Raw genomic sequence first — 23,848 nt, forward strand, 5'->3', positions numbered from 1 at the left:
AACATTCCCTTCACAACATTACTTAATTGTTTCAACAATTTACTACCAAAGCTACAACCAACTTATGTGTAAGCCCTTTTTTTCTGCCCTTCTTTTTCTCTTTTTATTAAATTTTTTTTCTAACTGTCAGACTAGTACCCAAGTTGACCTTATTGTGCACAATGGCACGGTCTATTCTGTGGATTCCACGTTTACGGTACATGAGGCATTTGCCGTGAAAGATGGAAAGTTTGTAGCAATCGGCAGTTCGGAGGAAATCCTCGCCCGCTTTTCGGCGGACTCTGTGCTTGACGCCAAAGGAAAGGCAATTTTTCCCGGATTCTACGATCCCCACAGTCACTTTTTTGGCCTTGGTTCCAAGCTTAATTCAGCCGATCTCGTAGGTACTTCATCCTATGAAGACATCATTTCCCAACTAAAAGCATTTCGTGCCAAACATCCCGACCGAGCCTGGCTAATCGGTCGGGGCTGGGATCAGAACGATTGGGAAGATACCCGTTTTCCTGATAAATCACTTCTGGATCAGGCTTTTCCAGATATTCCCGTTTTTCTTACCCGAATTGATGGGCATGCAGCACTTGTTAATTCCAAAGCACTTGAACTGGCAAATGTGTCTACAAACAGCACCATAGAAGGTGGTCTTGTGGAAGTCAAAGGTGGACAATTAACGGGAATTTTGGTAGACAAAGCTCAGGGCTTAGTACAGAAGGTTATTCCGGAAAGTTCGGAAAAAGAGAAAATGGACATGCTGTTAGCGGCTCAAAAAGAGTGTTTATCACTTGGGTTAACCACTGTTTCGGATGCAGGTTTAAGCCGAAGCACGATTGAACTAGTCGAAAATATGCAAAAAGAAGGTTCGCTGAAAATCAGAAATTACATTATGATTAGCGCCACGCCCGAAAATCTCGATTACTATTTGGCAAAAGGACCGATTCAAACAGAGCGTCTGTCTGTCTGCTCCTTTAAAGTATATGCGGATGGCGCTTTGGGCTCGCGGGGCGCTTGTCTTTTGGAGCCATATGCTGACGCACCAACTTCTGGTTTTCTTTTGTCTAATGCTAAAACGCTTGAAACTATTACGGCCCGCATTGCCGAAAGCAGGTTTCAGGCAAATACGCACTGCATTGGCGATTCTGCCAATCGGTTGATCCTGGATTTTTACGGAAAATACCTGAAAAGTAAAAACAACCGTCGTTGGCGAATTGAACACGCACAGATCGTTTCAAAAGCGGATGTACCTAAATTTGGAAAATACTCCATCATCCCATCGGTTCAGCCAACGCACGCCACCTCAGACATGTATTGGGCGGAGCAACGCCTGGGGCCGGATCGCGTCAGAACCGCTTATGCATTTAAACACCTGCTGGATCAAAACGGGCTCATTGCCCTTGGGAGCGATTTTCCCGTTGAATCGGTCAATCCACTGTATGGATTTCATGCAGCCATAGCTCGTGTTGACGCCAAAGGTTTTCCGCCCGGCGGCTATCAAATGGAGAATGTCCTGACCCGCGAAGAGGCCTTGCGCGGAATGACGATTTGGGCAGCCTACGCTAATTTTGAAGATAAAAACAGGGGAAGTATTGAACCCGGCAAGTTGGCCGATTTTGTGTTACTCAACAGTGACATTATGAAAATACCGCTGGATGAAATTCGTGATGTAAAAGTGCTCAGAACGGTCATTGGCGGCGAAAGTCTGCACGTTGTAGCTCCCTAACCTAACCCTCATGAATACCTTCCGAAAACAAGTACATTATGCACTTGCCATAAGTCATAAAAAGAAAAGGGGAATACCTTTGGCAATCAATCTGTTTATTTTCAGTTTGATCGCCCTGAATTCTTTGGCCATTGTGTTGCATTCCGTACCGGAATATCAAACACATTCTGAACTATCGTCGTTTTTTTCAAGCTTTGAATTTTTCTCAGTAATTCTGTTTTCGATTGAATACATTTTTCGGGTATGGTCCTGTGTAGAACAGGAAGAATACAGACATCCTTTTTGGGGTAGAATCAGGTACATGCTTTCAGCCTGGGCGCTTATCGATCTGTTGGCAATTTTCCCGTATTATCTGACATTTTTCACCACCGACTTCGGTTTAATTCGTATGCTGAGAATCCTGCGCATTGTTCGTTTATATCGATTTAGCCGATACTCACATGCATTACGTATGATTCAAAAAGCCATACTTTATACCAAGGAAGAATTGATTTTGAGCTATACCTTCGTTTTGTTTGCGCTGATGATTGCATCAAGTATTATTTATTTTCTTGAAAATCCAGCTCAACCCGAAGCTTTCCCGAGCATTCCGGCATCAATTTGGTGGGGAATAGTAACAATGACTACCGTAGGATACGGAGATGTATACCCAATTACTGCTTTAGGTAAAATTTTCGGTGGTTTTCTGGCAGTGTTGGGAGTCGCTTTATTTAGCTTGCCTACGGGTATTTTGGCTTCGGGGTTTATAGAACAAATCAACGAAACCAAGCGGAAGAGAAAGGCTTCAACCCCGACCAAATGCCCGCATTGTGGTCAGGAGATTGAACACGAACACTAGTTGCGGTACTTTGCAATAGATGCTTTAATTTGTTCGGTACGATTAGCCGGACTTGGGTGCGTGCTGGAAAATTCTGCGGGACTATTTCCACCTGAGGCGGCTTCCAGCATGTTCATTACATCCAGCAATGCCTCCGGCTGATAGCCGGTTTGAATCATATATTTTACCCCAAAGTCATCTGATTCCAGCTCATCATCCCGGCCATATTTTAGATTGACCATGTTGGCAATATACTGCGCCATGTAAGCACCGCTCGCACCGGAATTGGGATCCGAAACGGCAACGGAAGCCGCGCCAGCCAGGCCCTTAAGCATTTCCTGTTTGGCCATTTGCTCCGCCGAATGACGACCGATCACATGTCCGATTTCGTGGCCTAGAACACCCGCAAGCTGATCTTCCGTTTTGAGTTGTTTGAGCAAACCTAAGGTAATAAATATTTGACCACCCGGCACCGCAAAGGCATTAATCGTAGTTGGATCCGCCAACACGTGAAAGTCAAATTGATAAGGAGAACGCGCAGCATCCGAATTTTTCACGAGCTTATGCCCGATCCGCTTGATGAGTTGCTGGGTTTCCGGGTCGCGGTAAAGCCCGCCAAACTCAGCAGCCATTTGCGAAGCACTTTGCAGACCAAGCGCAATTTCTTCCTCAGGTGTAAGATTTACCTGCTGTTTTTCACCCGTTACAGGATTTACCTGAGTTTTGCTAAAATATCCAAATAGCGTTACTACCACCAAAACAAGGGCAATAAGCAAGCGTCCGCCGGTCCGTCTCATAGGTTGTATTGAATTAGAAAAAAGGAAATTTATACATTAATTTCCAATAAAATTAAATCCGAAATAATTATCCGACGCAACCATTCAGGCGGGTTGTAACTTCCCCTTGTTTTCCTGCCAGGCGCGGATCACTTGTGATAATTGCTTGTATTCAATCAAAAAACCATCGTGACCATAAAGCGAGTCAATTTCCTGATAATCAGCCACTGGAATATGTCGGGCCTGAAACTGCTGCTCAACAACCGGAAAAAGCATGTCGGATTTTATTCCCAACACCAGCGTTCGGGCTTTGACCTGATTGAGCGTATGCACAATGCCGCCACGGTTTCGACCTACATTGTGTGAATCCATGACTTTGGATAAAATCCAGTACGAATACGCGTTGAAACGTTTCATGAACTTGTCTCCCTGATACTGCTGATACGATGACGCCCGGAACTCATCCGTCTGATCAGGATTATCACGGGCCTGGGTAAAATTGTAGGTGTCATAGTTCCGGTACGATAGCAGCGCAATCGAACGAGCCGCACGCATACCCATGATCCCCGCCTCCGGATTCGACTGTTTCCAGGAAGCATCAGCCGCAATCGCCATGCGTTGAGATTCATTAAAGGCAATGCCCCAGGAAGAATGTACGGCATTGGAAGCAATCAGAATCAACTCTTCAAAAAGATCCGGTTCCTGAATCGCCCATTCCAGCGCCTGCTGTCCGCCGAGTGAGCCGCCCAGGCAAATGCTGATTTTGGTAATTTCAAGCTCCTGCCGAAGCAAATCAAGCGCACCGACCACATCCCGAACCGTCAATACCGGAAAATCATGATAGTACGGTTCCTGCGTCAAAGGATTTATGGACAGTGGCCCCGTAGAGCCATAGGCCGACCCTAGGACGTTGGCACAAACAATGAAATGACGGGCAGGATCAAAATACATGCCTGACCCGACAAGCCCATCCCACCATTCGGCAGCATTGGCGCTTCCGGTCAGGGCGTGACACACCCACACAATGTTATCGTCGTCAGCGGAGCGTGTTCCGAAGGTTGTATACGCCAATTCAAAGCCGGGTAATTCCCGACCTGATTCAAGGGAATACGTATATGGATATTTAAATATTTTTTTTTCGGGTTGCATACGTGCCCTGGCACTTGGAAGTAAATACTAAAAATAGATGACTCCGGCCACTGCCGGAGTCGTGACAAACCTATCAGAGCGGTTTAGAGTTGGGCAAAGGCCTGCTCAAAATCTCCTTTAATATCATCAATATGTTCGATGCCCACAGACACACGAAGCTGTCCGGCAATTACACCGGCAGACTCCTGTTCAGCGGCAGACAGCTGCGAGTGCGTGGTGCTTGCCGGATGTATAATAAGCGTTTTTGAATCTCCAACATTGGCCAGGTGGCTCACCATTTGGAGTGAATTTACCACTTGATCGGCGGCTTCTTTTCCTGCTTTTAGTTTAAAGGAAAGAACGGCACCGTATCCTCTTGTCAGATACTTTTCGGCTTTTCCCTTATATGGGCTTGAATCCAGACCCAAATAGTTAACAAACTCAACGGCCGGGTGCTGTTCGAGCCACTGCGCCAGCGCAAGGGCATTTTCGCACGCTCTCTCTACCCGCAGGGTCAGGGTTTCTAGGCCCTGAATGAGCATAAAAGAGTTAAACGGACTTTGGCTCGGGCCCCAGTCACGCAGGCCTTCTACACGAGCGCGAATGATGAACTGAATATTTCCGAAAGGTCCATTCACACCAAAAACATCATTCAGTACCAGCCCATGGTAACTTGGAGAAGGCTCCGTGAACTGTGGATATTTTCCATTGCCCCAATCAAAAGTACCGGCATCAACGATAACCCCTCCCATCGTGGTTCCATGTCCACCAATCCATTTGGTAGCAGACTCCACCACGATATGAGCGCCCCATTTGATGGGCTGGCAAATTGCTCCACCGGCACCAAAAGTATTATCCACGATAATGGGCAAATCATGCTTTTTGGCCAACTCGGCAAACGCCTCAAAATCGGGAACGCTAAAACTTGGGTTTCCGATGGTTTCGAGGTATATGGCCTTGGTGCGATCATCAATCAATTTTTCAAAACTCGACACATCGTCCCCGTCCGCAAAGCGCGCCTCAACGCCAATATTCTTGAACGAATTCTTGAATTGATTGTAGCTACCGCCATACAGAAAAGAAGTAGTTACAAAGTTATCACCAACGGTTGTGATATTGTTGATAGCCAGAAACTGAGCGGCGTGGCCCGAAGCCGTGGCCAAAGCAGCCACTCCACCTTCAAGAGCAGCTACACGCTTTTCAAAAACATCATTCGTAGGATTCATGATTCGGGTATAGATATTTCCGAATTCTTTCAGCGCAAATAGATTTGCGCCATGCTCCGAATCATTAAAAGTGTAGGAAGTTGTTTGGTAGATAGGTACCGCCCGTGACTTGGTGACCGGGTCGACTTCCTGACCTGCATGCAGCTGCAGGGTTTCAAAACGTAACGTTTCTTGTGACATGGTAGTTGAGTTAAATAGGGTAAGAGTGTAAATTGGAATACTAAATGGAATCATCCGACGACACAAAACCGGGCTTCGTGCACACAGTTTCGGGAAAGATCAGATTACCTGCACATTCGGCACCAAAGGCCAAAGCAATTGGCAGGAGCCGAAAATGAACGGTACTGAACGAGTGGGCTGACAGCGACAGCTCCGAAAACGGATGATGAGTTCTTTTTTTTCATGCGCGTTTGAGTTTATATTTCCTAAATTGATTTAGGTGGGAGTTAGCACCTTGTCCCGGTTGCGCTTGGGATAGGTTGCCAGAGGTTCTATGAGCCCATTCTCTAGCCTCTTCTTTATAAATCAACCGCTGAAACGAGAAGCAATTGACTTGATGACGCAATATTAAGGCCCATTCCATGGAATTGCAAATACTGATTCTATTTTTTTAGGAAATGGTTTCCGACCTAATTTGGGACATTTCCCATCAGCTTGTTTTTTTGACCCTAAAAAGAACTGATGTTGGCCGGTGGCAAGGTTATTTATCCAAACACATATTCTGTATATTTGTGTAAAGCAAAAAATCCAATGGCTCAGTATTACAAATTTGACAAAGCAAAAGCATCCCGCAAACCTGGCATAACTCCGCTCAAAGAAGCTATTGAGCAGATGTTTAACTCCTACAAAATCAAAAACAGGTTTGATGAAACCTACCTTTCGGCGCATTGGGCCAACATCATGGGGCACACGATTGCTTCCCGAACTCAGAAGGTATACGTGCGGGATCGCGTCCTTTATCTGCAAATAGAATCGGCTCCTCTACGCAGTGAGCTGGTGCATGCCCAAAAGAAAATAATCGAACTGATTAACCGCGAAATGCAAACAGACCTGATCGAGGAGGTGGTATTTATTTAATGGTTCATTCTCTCAACAACAGCGATTTGCGTCCTGAATACATTTTTATGTCAAAATCTTTGATTGCTCCTCCCTTCTTAAAAGCAGGTGATACCGTGGGTGTGCTGGCACCGGCTAGCAAAATTGACTACGAGGACTGTTTGGAAGGGCTCCGAATTTTGCGGGAAGACTGGAAATTAAATGTGGTAGAAGGTGCTACCTTAAAAAGTCAATTCTACCAGTTTTCGGGAACCGATGAACTTCGCCGGCAAGACCTGCAAAGCATGCTTGATAATCCCGAAATAAAAGCCATTCTGGCCGTTCGTGGTGGCTACGGCTGCTCCCGCATGATGGATCAACTTGATTTTTCGGCCTTTCGCCAATCGCCCAAATGGCTGGTAGGTTTTAGTGATTTGACTGCGCTTCTTGCTCATTTTTATACCATTGGCTATGCTTCAATACACGGGCCAATGGTCAAACTTTTTGCCAAAGAAAATGGTGAAATCGCTTTGGAAAGTTTGCGAAAAGCTTTGTTTGGCGAGCCAATTTCCTATGTACTTCCCGCTCATGCCTTCAACCGTTTGGGAGAAGGTTTTGGTCCGGTGGTTGGTGGAAATCTTTGCTTGCTTGCGCATCTGACGGGTTCGGTTTGGGAGGTTGATATGGCTGGAAAAATTCTGTTTATTGAAGATATTAACGAATACCTCTACTCCATTGACCGCATGATGATTCAGCTAAAACGGGCCGGGCAACTAGAAAACCTGAGCGGATTGCTCGTCGGTCAGTTTAGCGATGTGCGGGATAATCCTGAGCCTGTTTTTGGAAAAGAAGCCTACGAAATCATACAGGAACACACAAGTAATTACAACTATCCGATCTGTTATGATTTTCCAACCGGACACGTTGCTGACAACCGGGCGTTGCCCATCGGGCTCACCGCTTCGTTGGCGGTTTTGCCGGGCGAAGTTCGACTCGACTATTCTCTAATTCCCAAACCGATTCTCTTCTAAACCAGACATTTTTTGCATGACGTATTTTACCAATAAAGTAGTTTGGATTACGGGCGCTTCCTCAGGCATTGGCGAGGCATTGGCTCTTGAACTTGCGCTTCAAGGTGCAAAATTAGTGTTGAGTGCCCGAAGGCAGGATGAACTTGAACGCGTGAAAAAACTTACAAATCTTGCCGCTGATGCGGTACTTGTATTGCCTTACGATGTCACAGATTTCTCTATTGCCGAATCAAAAACTTCACAGGTTTTGGCCCATTTTGGCAGGCTCGACTGTGTCGTACACAATGCCGGAATCAGTCAGCGCTCACGGGTTAGCGACACCCCGCTTGATGTTTATAAACGATTGATGGACGTGGATTTTTTTAGCACCGTAGCCCTGACCAAAGCTGTATTGCCCGGAATGATTCAGCAAAAAAGCGGGCAGTTTATTGTGATCAGCAGCGTAGCCGGAAAAGTGGGTACTCCGCTACGCTCAGGCTATAACGCTGCCAAACATGCTTTGCACGGTTTCTATGACTCCCTGCGCTCCGAAGTATTTGACGATAACATTCGGGTAAATGTCGTTTGTCCGGGATATATCCGAACCAACGTATCGGTGAATGCCATCACCGAAAAAGGCGAGAAGTTTGGCCAAATGGATGCCAATCAGGCCAAAGGAATGCCGGCGGACGAGTGCGCCAAAAAGATTTTGGCGGCTGCGGCGAAGGATAAAAAAGAAACCTTTATTGGTGGAACCACCGAAATGGCGGCCGTTTTTCTTCGGAGATTCTGGCCGTCGTTACTTTTCAAAATGGTTCGTAAAAATACGCCTAAGTAGTAGTTAGGGCCGCTCATCCGGCCCTAACTATTTTCCTGTTCTTATTTTTTTACAGGGTGTTTTTCCATGTAATCGACCGTCAGGCGGCTTAGTGCTTTTACGCCCAAAAGCATCCCGCTTTCATCAATATAGAAATCGGGTGTGTGATGAGGTGCGGCTTCGGACGGTTTTTTCCCTTTGGGCATTCCCCCCAGAAAAAAGAAAAAACCGGGGACTTTTTCCTGAAAAAATGAAAAATCCTCGGCACCCGTTTGTGCCGGAGTCAACACTACTTTATCAACACCTGCGAGTTCACGCAGCGTCGGAATCATCTCTTCGGTCAACGTTGGGTCGTTATAAGTAATCGGATACAGCACATCAATCTTTACATCAGCGGTTGCGCCTGCGCTCTCGGCAATGTTTGTGGCAACTTCCCGGATTCGGGTATGTACTTTTTGGTGCATCGCCTCGTCCAAAGTCCGAATCGTACCAATCATTTTTACTTCTTCCGGGATAATATTCTGTCGAATTCCGCCATGAATTGCTCCAATTGTGATGACCGCCGGAGCCGTTGTAAGTTCCAGATTGCGACTCACGATAGTTTGCAGACCGGTGATGATTTGAGCAGAAGTAACAATCGGATCTACGCCCGACCAGGGTGCTGCCCCATGAGTTTGCTTGCCTTTCACATCAATTGACAACCAATCCACCGCAGCCATTGTAGCACCGGGCCGGTATTTAATACTACCTACTTCGGTTTGTGAATTGATATGGAGTCCAAAAATGACATCAACATCCGGATTTTTCAGCACATTTTCTTTCACCATCAGCTTGGCTCCCCCCTCTTCTCCGTCAGGTGCACCTTCTTCGGCGGGCTGAAAAATAAACTTAACGGTACCATTCAAATCCTTCTGAATCCCCGCCAAGACCTCTGCAACAGCGAGTAAGATGGATACATGTGTATCGTGCCCACAAGCATGCATGACTCCGGTTTTCTGGCCGTTATACTCAGTCGTTACCGTTGATTTAAATGGTATGTCAACTCGCTCAGTTACAGGCAGTCCGTCCATATCGGCCCGTAAAGCGACAACGGGTCCGGGCTTGGCACCTTTCAAAACCCCGACAACACCCGTATGCGCCACGCCCGTAATCACCTCAATACCAAGAGATTTCAAATGATTTTCAATGATTTTGGCAGTTCTAAATTCCCGATTCCCGAGTTCGGGATGTTGGTGAAAATCACGACGCCAGTCGATTACCTTGTTTTCCAGGTCATTTGAACGTTTGTCAATGATCTCAGGAATCGAGGTTTGGGCAGAAGCTGTGACAACGAATAAAAAGTTCGCAAAAAGTACTGAAAAGGATACATTTTTCATAGAGGAAATTTTGTAAAATTTGAAAAAAACAACACAATATAGCTGTCAATTAATTAATTGCTAAAACAAATTTTATTAATATTGCGGTCAAATAAGTAATCGTTCGTTTACAATTAGAAAAACCAATCAATCAACTAAAACCAACTAAACATGAGGAAACTATTACTTTCACTCATTGGAACCTGGCTATTTGTCGGAATGGCAATTGCTCAGGAGAAAATGGTAAGCGGGACCGTTACCGACGAATCTGGTTCAACCTTGCCCGGAGTTAGCGTGCAGGTCAAAAACTCGACCCGTGGAACTACCACGGACGCAAGTGGCACCTACCGTATCAGCACTGCTACTAACGAGGTGCTTGTTTTCAGCTTTGTGGGCTTTGGCGCCAAAGAAGAAACCGTTGGCAACAGCAACACAGTAAACGTAAGCCTAACGCCTGACGTGCGTCAGCTTCAGGAGGCAGTTGTCGTGGGCTATGGTACTCAATCTAAAAAGAGTATTACAGGTTCGCAGACGCAAGTTTCGAGCGAACAGATTGAAAACACCCCCCTTCCTTCGGTAGATCAGGCGTTGCAGGGAAAAGTGGCTGGTTTACAGTCAATTTCTTCCTCGGGTCAGCCGGGCGCCAATCAGCAGGTTCGTATTCGCGGAATTGGCTCAATCAACGCAAGCTCACAACCTTTGTACGTAGTTGACGGTGTACCCATCAACGCTGGTGATGCTTCACGGCTTACTACCTCGGCCAATACACTTGCGGGCCTAAACCCAACGGATATCGAATCGATTACCGTATTGAAAGATGCCGCTTCGGCTTCTATCTATGGGTCAAGAGGTGGTAATGGCGTTATTCTGATTACTACCAAGAAAGGTCGTTCGGGAAAAACCAAATTCCGTTTTGATATGGAAACTGGTACTACGGACATCGCTCTTAGCGATCAGGCTCGCCCGTTGAGCCGGGATGAATATCTGGAACTTACCCGCGAGGGTCTGGTCAATATCGGTCGTACTGAAGCCAACATTACTTCGGTTCTTAATTCTTTGGGAGCTAACTCTGGCGCTTCTACCGACTGGTACGACGAAGTTACCCGCAAAGGGACTCAGCAACAGTACAACATTTCGGCCTCAGGCGGCGATAACAAAACTCAGTTTTTTGTTTCAGGTGGCTACTATCAGCAAATGGCTCCTGTAATTGGCTCTGAATTCAGCCGTTTAACCGGAAACCTGAACGTAAGTCATAACGCTACCAAGAAGTTATCTTTCAAGGTCGGCTTAAATGTTGGACATACAGAAGCCAATGCCCCAAGTACGGGTGGTGCTTTTGCAAACCCAATTTTATCTTCGTTCTTTCTGTTGCCTACCCGTCCTGCGTACGATGCTGAGGGAAGAGCCAACTTTTCACTCGCTGATTTCCCAAGCATTTACAACCCTGTTGCGTTAGTTGAATACAATAAGCGCGAGTTTGCTTCACTCCGCGGTTTGGCAAACATTGGCGCCGATTACCGGATCATGAACAACCTGACGTTTAGCACCAAACTGGGTATCGATGCCAATAATCTGGAAGAACTTACTTACGACAACCCGTTTTTTGGTGATGGTCGTAACTCCAACGGACGTTCATTTACCTATTATACCCGATTGTTCAACTGGAACTGGACTAATATCCTGGACTATCGTCTGGACTTCAACGAAGCGAAAGACATGTACCTGGATTTAAAACTAGGATACGAATCACAAAAATCAACAACTTATGGTATCTCTGCCCGTGGCGATGGATTTCCACCTACTACGGCTTTATACTTGCCAAACGTAGCCGCAACGCCCGTGACGGCATCCGCTTTTGGGAGTGATTACGCATTTAACTCCATCCTAAGCAGCGCGGCTTTCAATTACAAAGATCGCTATTCAGTAAGTGGTAGTTTCCGTCGCGATGGTTCTTCCCGATTTGGATCAAATAATCGCTATGGTAATTTCTGGTCCGTAGGTGCTGCCTGGAACCTGGATGAAGAAGCTTTTCTGAAAGACAATAATATCATCACTGCCGCCAAACTACGTACATCCTACGGTGTAAACGGAAATGCCGGCATCAACAACTACGAGTGGCAGGCAACCTATGGCTACGGCGCCAACTACAATCGTCAGCCCGGTAGCGTACCCTCAGGAATTGGTAACAACAACTTAACCTGGGAGCAGAACAAACCATTTGACGTAGGACTGGATTTTGGTATTTTCAATAACCGTCTATCGTTTGTTATTGACTATTACGTACGTAAAACCGACCGTCTATTGTTGCAGGTTCCTTTGTCACGGACATCTGGTTTTTCTTCCATTCTTGATAACGTAGGTGCGATGGAAAACCGTGGATGGGAATTTACGGTCAATGCGGTTCCGTTTGAAGGAGAATTCAAATGGGATATCAACTTCAATATTGCGTTCAACAAGAACAAGATATTGAACCTCGCCGACGGACAGGATGAATATATCGACGGCGTGTTTATTCGTCGGGTTGGCGAAAACTTCACAAGCTTCTATGCGCGCGACTGGGCAGGAGTAGATCCTCAGACAGGTGCGCCACAGTGGTGGAGAGATGCGGCAAGAACTGAAAAAACTTCTAACTACAATCAGGCGGAGCGTGTAATTATTGGTAGGGCAACGCCCGACGCTTTTGGTGGATTCTCTAACGTGCTTTCATTTAAAGGCATTACCCTTGATGCGCAGCTGAACTACGTGTTCGGAAACTCAATCAATAGCATTTGGGCTCGTTACACCGAAAGTGATGGCTGGAACCCCGGATTCAACAAATCACGAAAAATGCTGGAACGTTGGCAGCAACCGGGCGACATTACGAACGTTCCAAAGTATACCTACAACAATACGACTCTATCGCAGGAATATTCAAGCCGCTTTATTTATGATGGTGATTACCTGCGTCTGCGTACATTGACGCTCTCCTATGAACTGCCTAAGGTAATAACCTCACGTATCAAAATGGACAAAGTAAGTTTCTTTGCCCGTGGTTTGAACCTCTGGACCTACACCTTCGACAAGGAAGTTACATTCGATCCCGAGGTTGGTGTAAACAGTCAGGAAAACCTTGGTGTGTTCATTCCTAAGTCATTAACATTTGGACTAAACCTTGGATTTTGATTTTCTGAGTAGTTGAGTTATCCTTTAATTTTGAAGAAATAGTATATGAAACATAAATTAATTGCCTCAGTTAGTCTTGCAGCCCTTCTTTCGCTGGGCTCCTGCAAAGATTCTTTTCTGGAATTAAGTCCCTACGACGCCCTACCCGCGGCCACTGCAATCTCTACGGCTGCTGACATGGGCGTAGCTGCCAACGGGATGTACTCAGGTATGCGAAACATTGGGCTATATGGCCGCACGCTGCCTTTGTCAAATGATTTAATGGCCGACAACGTGTACCTTTCCGTACAAAATTCGGGTCGGTATCTGGCACAGTTCAACTATTCCATCAATTCCCAAAATGGTGACGTGACGGGTACGTGGAACGCTGGCTATGTAGTCATTCTGAGAGCTAATAATATCATTAACTCTACCGTAGCTCAATCTACCGAATCAGATCAGTTCCGTGGAGAGGCACTTACTGCCCGGGCTCTCATGTATTTTGAACTGGTACGGGCTTTTGCTAAACCCTACACAGTAGATGCAAACGCTCCCGGCGTTCCGATTGTACTCGAATTTGATCCTTTACTGAAACCGGCGCGCAATTCTGTACAGGAAGTGTATGCCCAAATAATCTCTGACTTGAATCAGGCATTCGGATTGATGACCAATACTTCCAAAAATTCATCGTATTTCACGAAGTATGTAGCAAAAGCGCTTCTATCCAAAGTGTATTTTTACATGGGAGATTATCCAAAAGCCATTCAGGAAAGCCTGGCCGTGGTAAACGAAGGAGGCTATAAACTGGTACCGGCCGCAGATTACGGAGCGTACTATCGCAATCCAGCTCCGGTTGCGAACAAAGTTGAAACCATTTTTGAGGTAGCTTCGGACGGAACAAACAACGCTGGTTTTGATGCACTCGTGAATATGTATGCGCAGGCAGGCTATGGAGATGCGTTGGTTGCAGACGATTTGTTTGGTCTCTATGCTGATACCGACATCCGGAAATCAGTAATTATTCCCGGAACCCGTGCTGGCGAAAGCGTGAATATTGTTAACAAGTATCAGAACATTGCCAATGCGGATGATAAAGATGACACCAAGGTGTTGCGGTATGCGGAGATTTTGCTCCAATTGGCCGAAAGCTATGCACGCACGGGTGATGAAACCAATGCTTTGAATTATCTGAATCAGGTAGCCCAAACGCGCGACTCTGAGTTTCTTGGCTTTACCTCCACAGGTGCCGAACTCCTTGAAGACATAATCACGGAACGACGTAAAGAACTGGCTTTTGAAGGAAACCGTTTTGCTGACCTAAATCGTCTGGGCCGGGCAATAACCCGGAATGAGCAATTCCCCGCAGCAGCTCGTACAGTTGAGTTAACGGACTCACGACGGCAGGCTCCAATTCCTCAGGTTGAGCTTGACGCCAATAAAAACATCAACCAAAACCCTGGATATTAGAAAAATCATATTTAGTTAGAAACGCAAAACGCTTCCAGAGTTACTGGAAGCGTTTTGCGTTTTATAGATATACAAAACAATATCTGTCACTTTTATATACTAAATAGCTACATATAATATAATATTTTACGAAAAGAATATAACTCAAAATATTATTTTGGAAATAATGTATTACATGATTGTTACAACAACATAAACAAGTATATTTGCAACTTTAATTAATTCATAATAATCACATAACCTAATCGTATGAGGAAGTTTCTAGGACTACTACTGGGCGGTCTGTTTCTTTTGGGAACACAGACTTTTGCGCAGGACAAAATCGTGACCGGGAAGGTCACTGCTGACGATGGCTCGGCCTTGCCGGGTGTGAACATCTCGATTCAGGGTACTACTCGTGGTACCTCCACTAACGGAGATGGTGAATACCAAATCTCCGCTTCATCAACTTCAACATTGGTTTTCAGTTTCATTGGATTTACATCCACCGAAATCGCCGTTGGAAATCAGACAATCATCAACGTAACACTGCAATCGGACGTTCAGCAATTGAATGAAGCCATCGTGGTTGGTATTGCCGGTACCCGTGACAGCAAAACGGTAGGCCACGCCCTGCAGCAAATTGGCTCTGACAAGCTGACGTTTTCCAAAGAAACGAACCTTGCGAACTCTCTTGCCGGTAAAATCGCCGGTGTACAGATTCAGGGAGCACCATCTTCTTCTTTCCGTAGCGCCAACATCCGTATTCGGGGTGTAAACGGTCTGTCGATCTATGCAAACCCGCTGTATATTGTGGATGGTACACCCATCGACAATCTGGATGCGGTTAACATGGACAATGTCGAAACTATTACTGTTCTTAAAGGTGCCTCTGCAACAGCGATCTACGGACAGCGTGCTGCCGAGGGTGTAGTTGTGGTAACTTCAAAGAAATCAGTAAAAGGCAGAATTCAGGTAGATATCAACTCAGCTATCACCCTGGATAAAGTTTCTAACCTGCCCAACTATCAGAACGAATACGGTGGAGGTTACTCTCAGGAATTTGCCAAGTTTGAATACAATCCGGCGATTCACCCTGCTGCATGGCAGGCGTTCGAAGGCCAAAACCTGCCCGACTATTCTGCCGATGAAAGCTGGGGTCCAAAAATGGACGGAACGCTGTATCGTCCGTATTATAGCTGGTTCCCATCAAATCCTGCGTTCGGACAGTTGGCACCTTTCAACCCAAATCCTGACAATGTAAAGAATTTCTTCGATACCGGTCGTACGTACAACAACAACGTTTCGATCAGCGGTGGTAGCGACAAAGCTAATTTCCGGGCATCTGTTACCAACCTTTCCCGTAATTTGATCATCCCAAATACAAAGCAGGATCGTACGTACATTAACCTGGGCGGCAGTTACGAAATATCTAAAAAACTGACTTTCTCAACCAATATCAATGTCGTAAACGAAGATCAAACAGGACGTCCACTTGAAGGATACGGACAAGGTTTGACGGGTAGCTTTAACCAATGGTTTCAGCGCCAAATCGACATGGATATTCTCCGCGATTACAAAAATCCGGACGGATCGTATAATTCATGGAACATCAACGGCCCTGAAAATACAAAGCCTTTGTACTGGGATAACCCCTTCACCGATGTATACGAAAACCTTTTCCACAGCAATTCCGATCGTATTTTTGGTGATATTAGCCTGGCCTATAAAGTGGCTCCCGGCATTACCCTTACCGGTTGGGTACGCGACAACGTAGTAACAAGCCGTTACGATTTCCGTATTGCCTCAGGTACGTTGAATCAGGATGGTTTCTTTACCGGATTTAATAGAAACCGCGAACGCAACTACGAATTTTTGGGTACCTACAACAAAACGTTTGGTGAATTCAGCTTTGATGCAAACCTGGGTGCAAACATTCGTCGCAATACCTCGCAAGTGGTCAATCAAAGTACTAACGGTGGGTTGAGCATTCCGGATTTTTACAACATTGCGGCTTCCAAAGATCGGCCAAATGTTAATAACTCAACCTTTGAAAGAGAAGTACGCAGTATCTATGGTACCGCTTCTATTGGCTACAAAGGATTCATCTATCTGGACGGATCGTTGCGTAACGACTGGTCATCTACCCTGCCCGCTGCCAACAATTCATACCTCTATCCTTCGGTATCAGGTAGTTTTGTATTCAGTGAATTTTTGCAGGGACAAAATATCCTGTCATTTGGTAAGTTAAAGGCAGGTTGGGCACAAGTTGGTAGCGATACTGGTCCTTATCAAATCTTTAATACTTACGCGGTTGGAAACCCTTATGGTTCTTTGCCTACTCAAAATCTACCTGACCTATTACCAAATTCAGTTTTAAAACCAACGCTATCTACGTCATACGATTTAGGTGCTGAGGTTAAATTCCTGGATAACCGTATAGGACTGGACTTTACGGTATATAGCCGTAGAAATACCGATCAGATTCTACCACTTAGTGTATCAGCAGCTAGTGGCTATACACAGGCAATGGTAAACGCCGGTGAAATCACCAATAAAGGAATTGAAATAGCTGCCACTTTTGTACCTGTCCGTGCGAACGATTTTGACTGGACTGTAAACTTTAACCTTGCAAGAGCTCGTACAGAAGTAGTTGAACTTGCTGATGGATTGAACAACTACGTATTGCCAAACTTTGCTGTGTACTCAGCTGGTTCAAACGTATCAGGATCAAGCGTAGCTTTCGGACCTACGGTAAACGCCAAAGTTGGTGAGCCTTTCGGTATGCTTGTGGGCCGTGCGTTCCGTCGTGATGAAAACGGTAACCGCCTTGTCGGTGCCAACGGTGCATTCCTTTTTGACGATAACGTAAATCTGGGATCGTATTTGCCCGATTGGTCAGGTGGTGTTATTAACACCTTGACTTACAAAGGTTTCACCATGAATTTCAGCATTGATTTCCAGAAAGGTGGTAAAATCTATTCTGTAACGCAGATGTTTAATGCCTATTCAGGTTTGGGTGAAGCAACAGTTGGAGACAACGATCGTGGGGTTGCTCAGCGTGATCCAGTAGCTGATGGCGGCGGTATTCGGGCTGACGGTGTATTGGCAGATGGCACCCCAAACCAGAATTATGTAGAAGCAATTAACTATTACAAGTCACTGTTCCGTTTGCACGAAGCCTGGCTATATGATGCGAGCTATGCGAAACTACGTGAATTGAGCATTGGCTACCAATTGCCAAGCGCACTGTTGAAAAAAGCTAAAATTCGTTCGGCTTACGTTGCTTTGGTTGGTCGTAACCTGTGGCGTATCTCTCAGCCTGTGCAAGGTATTGATCCTTCTGAAATCGAAGGCGTATGGTCGGAAGGTGGTCAGCTACCCGGCACTACTACTTTTGGTGTGAACGTTAAGCTTGGATTTTAAGTAACATTCTCTTAAAAGAACAATTATTATGAAAAAGAATATAAAAATCTCCCTGATGGGTGCTCTAATGGCTACTGCGCTCGTTGCGTGCGAGCCGAGTGACTTTGGGGACATGAACATCGACCCAAACCGTCCATCGGTACCCGTAACGTCCAATCTGCTTACTGCATCTCAGCAAGGATTGATCGGACCAATCACTGATTCACAACCAACGCTGTATTCACAACAGATTTCAGAGAAGTTTTATACTGAAAACTCTCGCTATGGAACAGCGCAGTTTAGCTTCAATGGTTTTTATTCAGGCCCTTTGGCTAACCTTGAACTGATTATTCAGCTCAATACCGATGAAGCTACCAAAGCTGTAGCGGCTCAAAATGGCGCCAATAACAACCAAATTGCCGTAGCACGTATCCTGAAAGCGTTTATGTACTGGCACATGACTGACCGTTGGGGCGATATTCCCTACTCTCAGGCTTTGTTGGGAAGAGAGAACTTTACTCCTGTTTACGATTCTCAGGAAGCTATTTACAATAGCCTTTTTACCGAATTGAAAGAAGCTTCTGCCCAAATCACATCTGGTACAATTGCCGGAGACATGCTATTGAAAGGCAATTTGAATTTGTGGAAGAAATTTGCCAACACCATTCGTCTGAACATGGCTTTGCGTCTTTCGGAGGTTAGTCCTGCAAAAGCAAGAACCGAATTTGCAAGTGCCTTTGCAGATGGTGTTATTTCCAGCAATGCTGATAACGTGGTGTTTGCTTTCCTTGCTGATGAAAATAACGATAATCCCTGGGAAGATCGTTTTCAGACCCGTCTGGATTTTAACGTAAGTAAGCCTATGGTTGACTTGCTTAAAGCTAACAACGATCCACGTTTGCCCATTTTTGCTGATAAAGCAGTATTAACACAGGAGTATGTGGGTATGCCTTACGGACTGGAACAAGGTGCTGCCGGTGCGATCCCCAACGGACAGGTTTCCTTTTTAGGTATAGCTATGCGTCGTCAAACGTCACCCGGCTACCTGATGACCTACTCGCAAACTCAGTTCATGCTGGCCGAAGGTGCTCTGCGTAACTGGATCTCGGGTGATGCTGAAACATTCTATAATGAGGCTATTAAAGCTTCGTTTGACCAATATGGCGTAAACTCAGGTACAGTACATGCGGATTACATTGCTCAGTCGGGTGTTGCATTTGATGCATCCAAAGGCCTCGAACAAATCATTACTCAGAAATGGGTGGCTTTGTTCCTGAATGGCTACGAGGCTTGGGCCGAATGGCGTCGGACAGGGTTCCCGGTTCTGACTCCTCCTGCAAGCACTATTTCGCCTAGCGGTATCATCCCAACCCGTCAGGGCTACCCAACTACGGAGCGTGACCTGAATGGTATAAACTACAACGCCGCTCTGCAAGGATTAGGCGGAAAAGATGACCTCGACGGAAAAGTTTGGTGGGATAAGTAATCGTCTTATTAGACTTTCATCCATAAAAAAATCACCCGGAGACTCCGGGTGATTTTTTTAATTTTCGGGTAGGTTTTCACCTTTTTAAACTTCTTTAAAAACCTGCTTGTTCTAACAAGTAATGCCGTAAATTTGCCAGATCAAACCAAGTTCTCCTTTTCCTTTTTTCATGAACAAACTTACTAAACGCTTACTAACCGCCCTGATCATTCTGGTGATTTTAGGGCTTGTATTTTCACCCCGAATCAAAGAATATCTGGCATCCAAAGACCAACCGGGCAATTCTGCCGAAACATCAGGCCCTAAACCCGGCGGCAAAACGGTTGTATCCGTAATGGTGATCGAAGCCACAAATCTAAATGATATTGTCAAAACCACCGGCACCGTTCTGGCCAATGAAGAAGTCGAAATCAGAAGTGAAGTTTCCGGGAGAATTACCAGGCTTTTCTTCAAAGAAGGACAAGTAGTACAGAAAGGAACCGTACTGTTCCAAACCAACGACGATGACCTTCAGGCGCAATTAAAAAAATTGGAACTAAGTAAAAAACTCGCCGAACAAAACGAATTTCGTCAGCGGCAGTTATTGGATAAAGAGGCGATCAGCCAACGCGAATATGACATCAGCCTTACGTCGGTAAAAACGATTGACGCTGATATTGAAAATATCAAAGCCCTGCTCGACAAAACCACCGTGCGTGCTCCATTTTCAGGAAGACTCGGATTACGGTACGTGAGTGAAGGCAGCTACATTACTCCTGCTTCCCGCATCAGCACTCTCACAAACACCAATCCTGCCAAGGTTGAATTTTCTGTTCCTGCCAAATATTCTGAAAAAATCAAGGTAGGGAGCATTTTACAATATGTGACCGAAAGCTCAGCGGCTGAACATACTGGCAAAGTGTATGCAATAGATCCAAAAATAGACCCTCAAACCCGGACCTTGCAAATGCGCGCCACAAGCCCCAATCCAAATGGAGCGCTTCTACCCGGCGCCTTTGCACGCATTGAACTCATTATCGGTAGCAAAGGAACGGCGATTACGGTACCTAACGAGGCCGTGATTCCGGAGGTGGACGGGCACAAAGTTTTTTTGGTAAAAGGTGGTAAGGCAACTCCTCAAATGGTGAAGGTCGGCCTTCGTGGTGCTACCGACATGGAAATCATGGGGGGCCTCGCCGTTGGCGATACGCTGATCACGACCGGAATTTTACAGGTAAAACCCGGCGGACCAGTTGATGTACGAAACATTAGAAACAGTGCAGGAGTTGAAGTGGCGGCAAAACCCACTGAATAAAGTAATTTATTTTACATTCATTTTACAGGTTTAAGTATGGCAAGTTTATCGGATGTAAGTATTAAAAGGCCTGTGCTCGCGATTGTGATGTCATTGGTCATCATTCTTTTTGGCGTCATTGGATTTCTGTACCTTGGCGTCAGAGAATTTCCGAGTGTCGATCCTCCCGTGGTTACGGTTAGTACAACCTATACAGGGGCGAATGCCGAAATTATTGAATCTCAAATTACCGAGCCACTCGAAGAATCCATTAACGGAATTGCCGGGATTCGCTCCCTTTCGTCGTCAAGCCGCGACGGACGAAGCAGCATTACCGTAGAGTTTAATCTAGGGGTTGACATGGAAGCAGCCGCTAACGATGTACGCGACCGCGTTTCAGGTGCACAGCGAAATCTCCCACCTGATGTAGATCCGCCAAACGTAGCCAAGGCCGATGCGGATGCCTCACCGATCTGGTTTATCAACGTAAAAAGCGAAACCCGACCGTTGTTGGATCTGAATGATATTGTGACGCGGCAGATTAAAGAAAAATTTCAAACCATTGAGGGCGTGAGTAGCGTACAAATGTGGGGCGAGCAAAAATATGCCATGCGCCTGCGTATCGATCCGGCAAAATTAGCCGCCTATCGCCTCACTTCCATTGACGTGTCACAGGCCTTGGCCCGTCAGAATGTAGAGTTGCCTTCGGGTAGCATCGAAGGTCAAAACATGGAACTTACCGTTCGCACGCTGGGTCGCCTGCGTACCGTGGAGGATTTTGACAACATGATTGTTAAAGAAGAATCAAATCGTATCGTCCGGTTCAAAGATGTTGGTTTTGCGGAATTAGCCTCCGAAAACGAGCGGACTTCCTTCAAAAGAGACGGAATTCCGATGGTAGCGGTAGCCGTAATTCCACAACCCGGTGCGAACCACATTGCCATTGTAGACAATCTGAACGTTCGTCTGGAACAAATTAAAAAGGATTTGCCTGCGGATATTCAGGTTGAACTAGGTACAGACTATACTCGTTTTGTGCGGGCCTCTATTGCCGAAGTAGAAGAAACCATCCTGATTGCGTTTATTCTGGTAGCCCTGATCATTTTCGTTTTTCTCCGCGACTGGCGCTCCACGCTCATCCCGCTTACGGCAATTCCTATTTCGCTGATTGGTACCTTTTTTATCATGTACCTGTTCGGTTTTTCGATTAACGTACTCACGCTTTTAGGAATTGTACTGGCCATCGGTCTTGTGGTGGATGATGCCATTGTGGTACTTGAAAATATTTATGCAAAAGTGGAAGAAGGCATGAGCCCCGTTCAGGCTGCTTTTGCAGGTGCCCGTGAAATTTACTTTGCTGTTATTTCTACAACCATAACATTGGCCGCGGTATTTTTGCCCGTAATTTTTCTTGAAGGAGTTACAGGAAGGCTATTCCGGGAATTCGGCATTGTGGTAGCTGGTTCGGTGATCATTTCGGCATTCGTGTCGCTTACGTTGACCCCAATGCTCAGTTCCAAGCTACTAAAAACCAGAGCCCGGCAGCCGTGGCTTTACCGTAAAACTGAACCATTTTTTATATGGCTGACCGATGGATACAAATCTTCACTTGAAGGATTCATGAGTGTTCGTTGGGTGGCATGGGTGTTGATGATTGGCTTTGTTGGTATTGTATTTTACCTCATGACCGGCAAACGGATTCCTTCTGAACTTGCTCCTCTCGAAGACCGAAGTAATTTACGAGTAAACAGTACAGCTCAGGAAGGCGCTACTTTTGAATATATGCAGGCGTATATGGATCAAGTGGGGCAGTTTGTATACGACTATCTCGAACCTAACGAACGCGCCGGGGTAGTGACGATTACATCTCCGGGCTTCGGTTCAGCGTCCAGCAACTCCGGTTTTACGCGCGTCACCTTAACACCCCCTGATCAGCGGACACGGTCGCAACAGGAAATTGTGGACGATTTAACAATTAAGCTGAAACAATTTACTGGCGCACGTACAATTGTTTCTCAGGATCAAACCATTAATGCCGGACGGTCGAGAGGTCAGCCTATTCAGTATGTGATTCAGGCTCAAAACTTTGATAAGCTGAAAGAATTTTTACCCAAGGTTTTGGAAAAAGCGCAGGCAAGTTCCAAACTGGAAGGTGTAGATGCTAACCTGAAATTTACTAAACCGGAAATTCGGGTAGAAATTGATCGTGAAAAAGCGCAAAGCCTGGGGGTCTCGATTCAGGACGTAGGACAAACACTACAACTCGGGCTAAGTGGCCGTCGCTTTGGCTATTTTATTCAGGATGGCAAGCAGTATCAGGTCATCGGCCAAATCGAACGAACCGACCGCAATGACCTGACGGATTTGAAATCGTTGTATTTGAAAAGCAGTACTGGTGAAATGGTTCAGCTGGATAACCTTGTGAAACTTACCGAGCAAAGCACTCCGCCGCAGCTACTTCGTTTCAATCGCTATATTTCAGCTACGATTTCGGCCAATACCGCCAAAGGAGTAACGTTGGGAGAAGGCATCAGCGAAATCGAACAAATTGGGAAAGAAGTACTCGACGATACTTTTACCACGGCTCTTGATGGAAACTCCCGTGAATTTCGTGAAAGCTCCAATAGCCTTTTGTTTGCTTTTGTACTTTCCCTGGTACTAATTTTTCTGATTTTGGCCGCTCAGTTTGAAAGTTTTATTGACCCAATTATCATCCTGCTTACCGTACCACTTGCGGTTTGCGGGGCCTTACTATCCTTGTGGGATTTTGGTCAGACGATGAATATTTTTAGCCAAATCGGGATTATCGTTCTTGTGGGTTTGGTGACTAAAAACGGGATTTTGATCGTGGAATTTGCCAATCAGCGCAAGGAAGAAGGTTTCAATAAAAAAGACGCCGCAATTGACGCCGCAGTTTCGCGTTTCCGGCCCATTTTGATGACTAGCCTTTGTACGATTCTTGGTATTTTACCCATTGCATTAGCACTTGGTGCTGGCTCTGAAAGCCGGGTTTCTATGGGTATTGCGGTAGTTGGCGGCATGCTGTTTTCGACCGTTCTGACGCTCTACGTCATTCCGGCGGTTTATTCCTACATGTCTCGTAAATACGTGGCACCACCCGTAGAAGAACCACACGAACCTGCAATGGTCGAAGCTTAATTAGTTTAACACAGATTCAAAACAAACGGACAGGCAGTGGTGCCTGTCCGTTTTTGGTTT

15 protein-coding genes and 1 riboswitch are annotated in these 23,848 nt (G+C 45.8%); of the genes, 11 read left to right on the forward strand and 4 right to left on the reverse strand.

Translation table 11 applies throughout. The annotated features are described in order from the left end of the window. Positions 1-64: 64 nt before the first annotated feature. Together EZE20_RS10650 and EZE20_RS10655 are read left to right on the forward strand one after the other, a co-directional pair. The gene (locus tag EZE20_RS10650; RefSeq protein ID WP_132117365.1) at positions 65-1,714 is read left to right on the forward strand and encodes an amidohydrolase; all 1,650 of its coding nucleotides are present in this window, start codon (positions 65-67) and stop codon (positions 1,712-1,714) included. Between the two features lie 10 nt (positions 1,715-1,724). Next, positions 1,725-2,552, forward strand: coding sequence for an ion transporter (locus EZE20_RS10655; RefSeq protein WP_132117367.1), 828 nt, complete (start codon positions 1,725-1,727; stop codon positions 2,550-2,552). Here EZE20_RS10655 and EZE20_RS10660 read toward each other — a convergent pair. The 3 genes from EZE20_RS10660 to EZE20_RS10670 form a co-directional block, all read right to left on the reverse strand. Continuing rightward, complete coding sequence (locus EZE20_RS10660) at positions 2,549-3,328, reverse strand: M48 family metalloprotease (RefSeq protein WP_132117369.1); 780 nt, start codon at positions 3,326-3,328, stop codon at positions 2,549-2,551. The genes EZE20_RS10655 and EZE20_RS10660 overlap by 4 nt on opposite strands. 84 nt (positions 3,329-3,412) lie before the next feature. Continuing rightward, positions 3,413-4,456 (reverse strand): homoserine O-acetyltransferase family protein, encoded by a 1,044-nt coding sequence (locus tag EZE20_RS10665; protein WP_132117371.1) that lies wholly within the window; start codon positions 4,454-4,456, stop codon positions 3,413-3,415. An 83-nt stretch (positions 4,457-4,539) separates the two neighbouring features. After that, the gene (locus EZE20_RS10670) at positions 4,540-5,841 is read right to left on the reverse strand and encodes an O-acetylhomoserine aminocarboxypropyltransferase/cysteine synthase family protein (protein ID WP_132117373.1); all 1,302 of its coding nucleotides are present in this window, start codon (positions 5,839-5,841) and stop codon (positions 4,540-4,542) included. A gap of 233 nt (positions 5,842-6,074) precedes the next feature. Continuing rightward, positions 6,075-6,188, reverse strand: a riboswitch (SAM riboswitch). A gap of 223 nt (positions 6,189-6,411) precedes the next feature. On the opposite strand from EZE20_RS10670, the gene EZE20_RS10675 reads away from it, so the two are divergent. From EZE20_RS10675 to EZE20_RS10685, 3 genes are read left to right on the forward strand one after another with little or no spacing between them, the layout of a single operon-like run. Then, entirely contained in the window at positions 6,412-6,738 is a 327-nt protein-coding gene (locus EZE20_RS10675; RefSeq protein WP_132117375.1) for a DUF721 domain-containing protein, read from the forward strand. A gap of 47 nt (positions 6,739-6,785) precedes the next feature. Then, positions 6,786-7,727: a S66 peptidase family protein gene (locus tag EZE20_RS10680; protein ID WP_132117377.1), complete on the forward strand. Its 942-nt coding sequence runs from the start codon at positions 6,786-6,788 to the stop codon at positions 7,725-7,727. Positions 7,728-7,743: 16 nt separating this feature from the next. Beyond that, on the forward strand, positions 7,744-8,544 hold the full coding sequence (locus EZE20_RS10685; protein ID WP_132117379.1) for an SDR family oxidoreductase: 801 nt from the start codon (positions 7,744-7,746) through the stop codon (positions 8,542-8,544). Positions 8,545-8,585: 41 nt separating this feature from the next. Here EZE20_RS10685 and EZE20_RS10690 read toward each other — a convergent pair whose 3' ends face one another. Beyond that, complete coding sequence (locus EZE20_RS10690; protein WP_132117381.1) at positions 8,586-9,899, reverse strand: amidohydrolase; 1,314 nt, start codon at positions 9,897-9,899, stop codon at positions 8,586-8,588. 150 nt (positions 9,900-10,049) lie between these two features. Between EZE20_RS10690 and EZE20_RS10695 the strand changes: the two genes are divergently transcribed. The 6 genes from EZE20_RS10695 to EZE20_RS10720 all read left to right on the forward strand — a co-directional run bounded on the left by EZE20_RS10695 (position 10,050) and on the right by EZE20_RS10720 (position 23,788). After that, a complete protein-coding gene (locus EZE20_RS10695) occupies positions 10,050-13,040 on the forward strand; it encodes a SusC/RagA family TonB-linked outer membrane protein (protein WP_132117383.1) in 2,991 nt (996 codons plus the stop codon). Positions 13,041-13,085: 45 nt separating this feature from the next. Beyond that, entirely contained in the window at positions 13,086-14,486 is a 1,401-nt protein-coding gene (locus tag EZE20_RS10700; protein ID WP_132117385.1) for a RagB/SusD family nutrient uptake outer membrane protein, read from the forward strand. Between the two features lie 249 nt (positions 14,487-14,735). Beyond that, complete coding sequence (locus EZE20_RS10705) at positions 14,736-17,891, forward strand: SusC/RagA family TonB-linked outer membrane protein (RefSeq protein ID WP_132117387.1); 3,156 nt, start codon at positions 14,736-14,738, stop codon at positions 17,889-17,891. 28 nt (positions 17,892-17,919) lie between these two features. Next, a complete protein-coding gene (locus EZE20_RS10710; RefSeq protein ID WP_132117389.1) occupies positions 17,920-19,356 on the forward strand; it encodes a SusD/RagB family nutrient-binding outer membrane lipoprotein in 1,437 nt (478 codons plus the stop codon). Positions 19,357-19,525: 169 nt separating this feature from the next. Beyond that, positions 19,526-20,650: an efflux RND transporter periplasmic adaptor subunit gene (locus EZE20_RS10715; RefSeq protein ID WP_132117391.1), complete on the forward strand. Its 1,125-nt coding sequence runs from the start codon at positions 19,526-19,528 to the stop codon at positions 20,648-20,650. Between the two features lie 36 nt (positions 20,651-20,686). Beyond that, positions 20,687-23,788: an efflux RND transporter permease subunit gene (locus tag EZE20_RS10720; RefSeq protein ID WP_132117393.1), complete on the forward strand. Its 3,102-nt coding sequence runs from the start codon at positions 20,687-20,689 to the stop codon at positions 23,786-23,788. Positions 23,789-23,848: the final 60 nt, after the last annotated feature.

It is taken from the genome of Arundinibacter roseus (assembly GCF_004348825.1).
Classification (GTDB): Bacteria; Bacteroidota; Bacteroidia; order Cytophagales; family Spirosomataceae; genus Arundinibacter; species Arundinibacter roseus.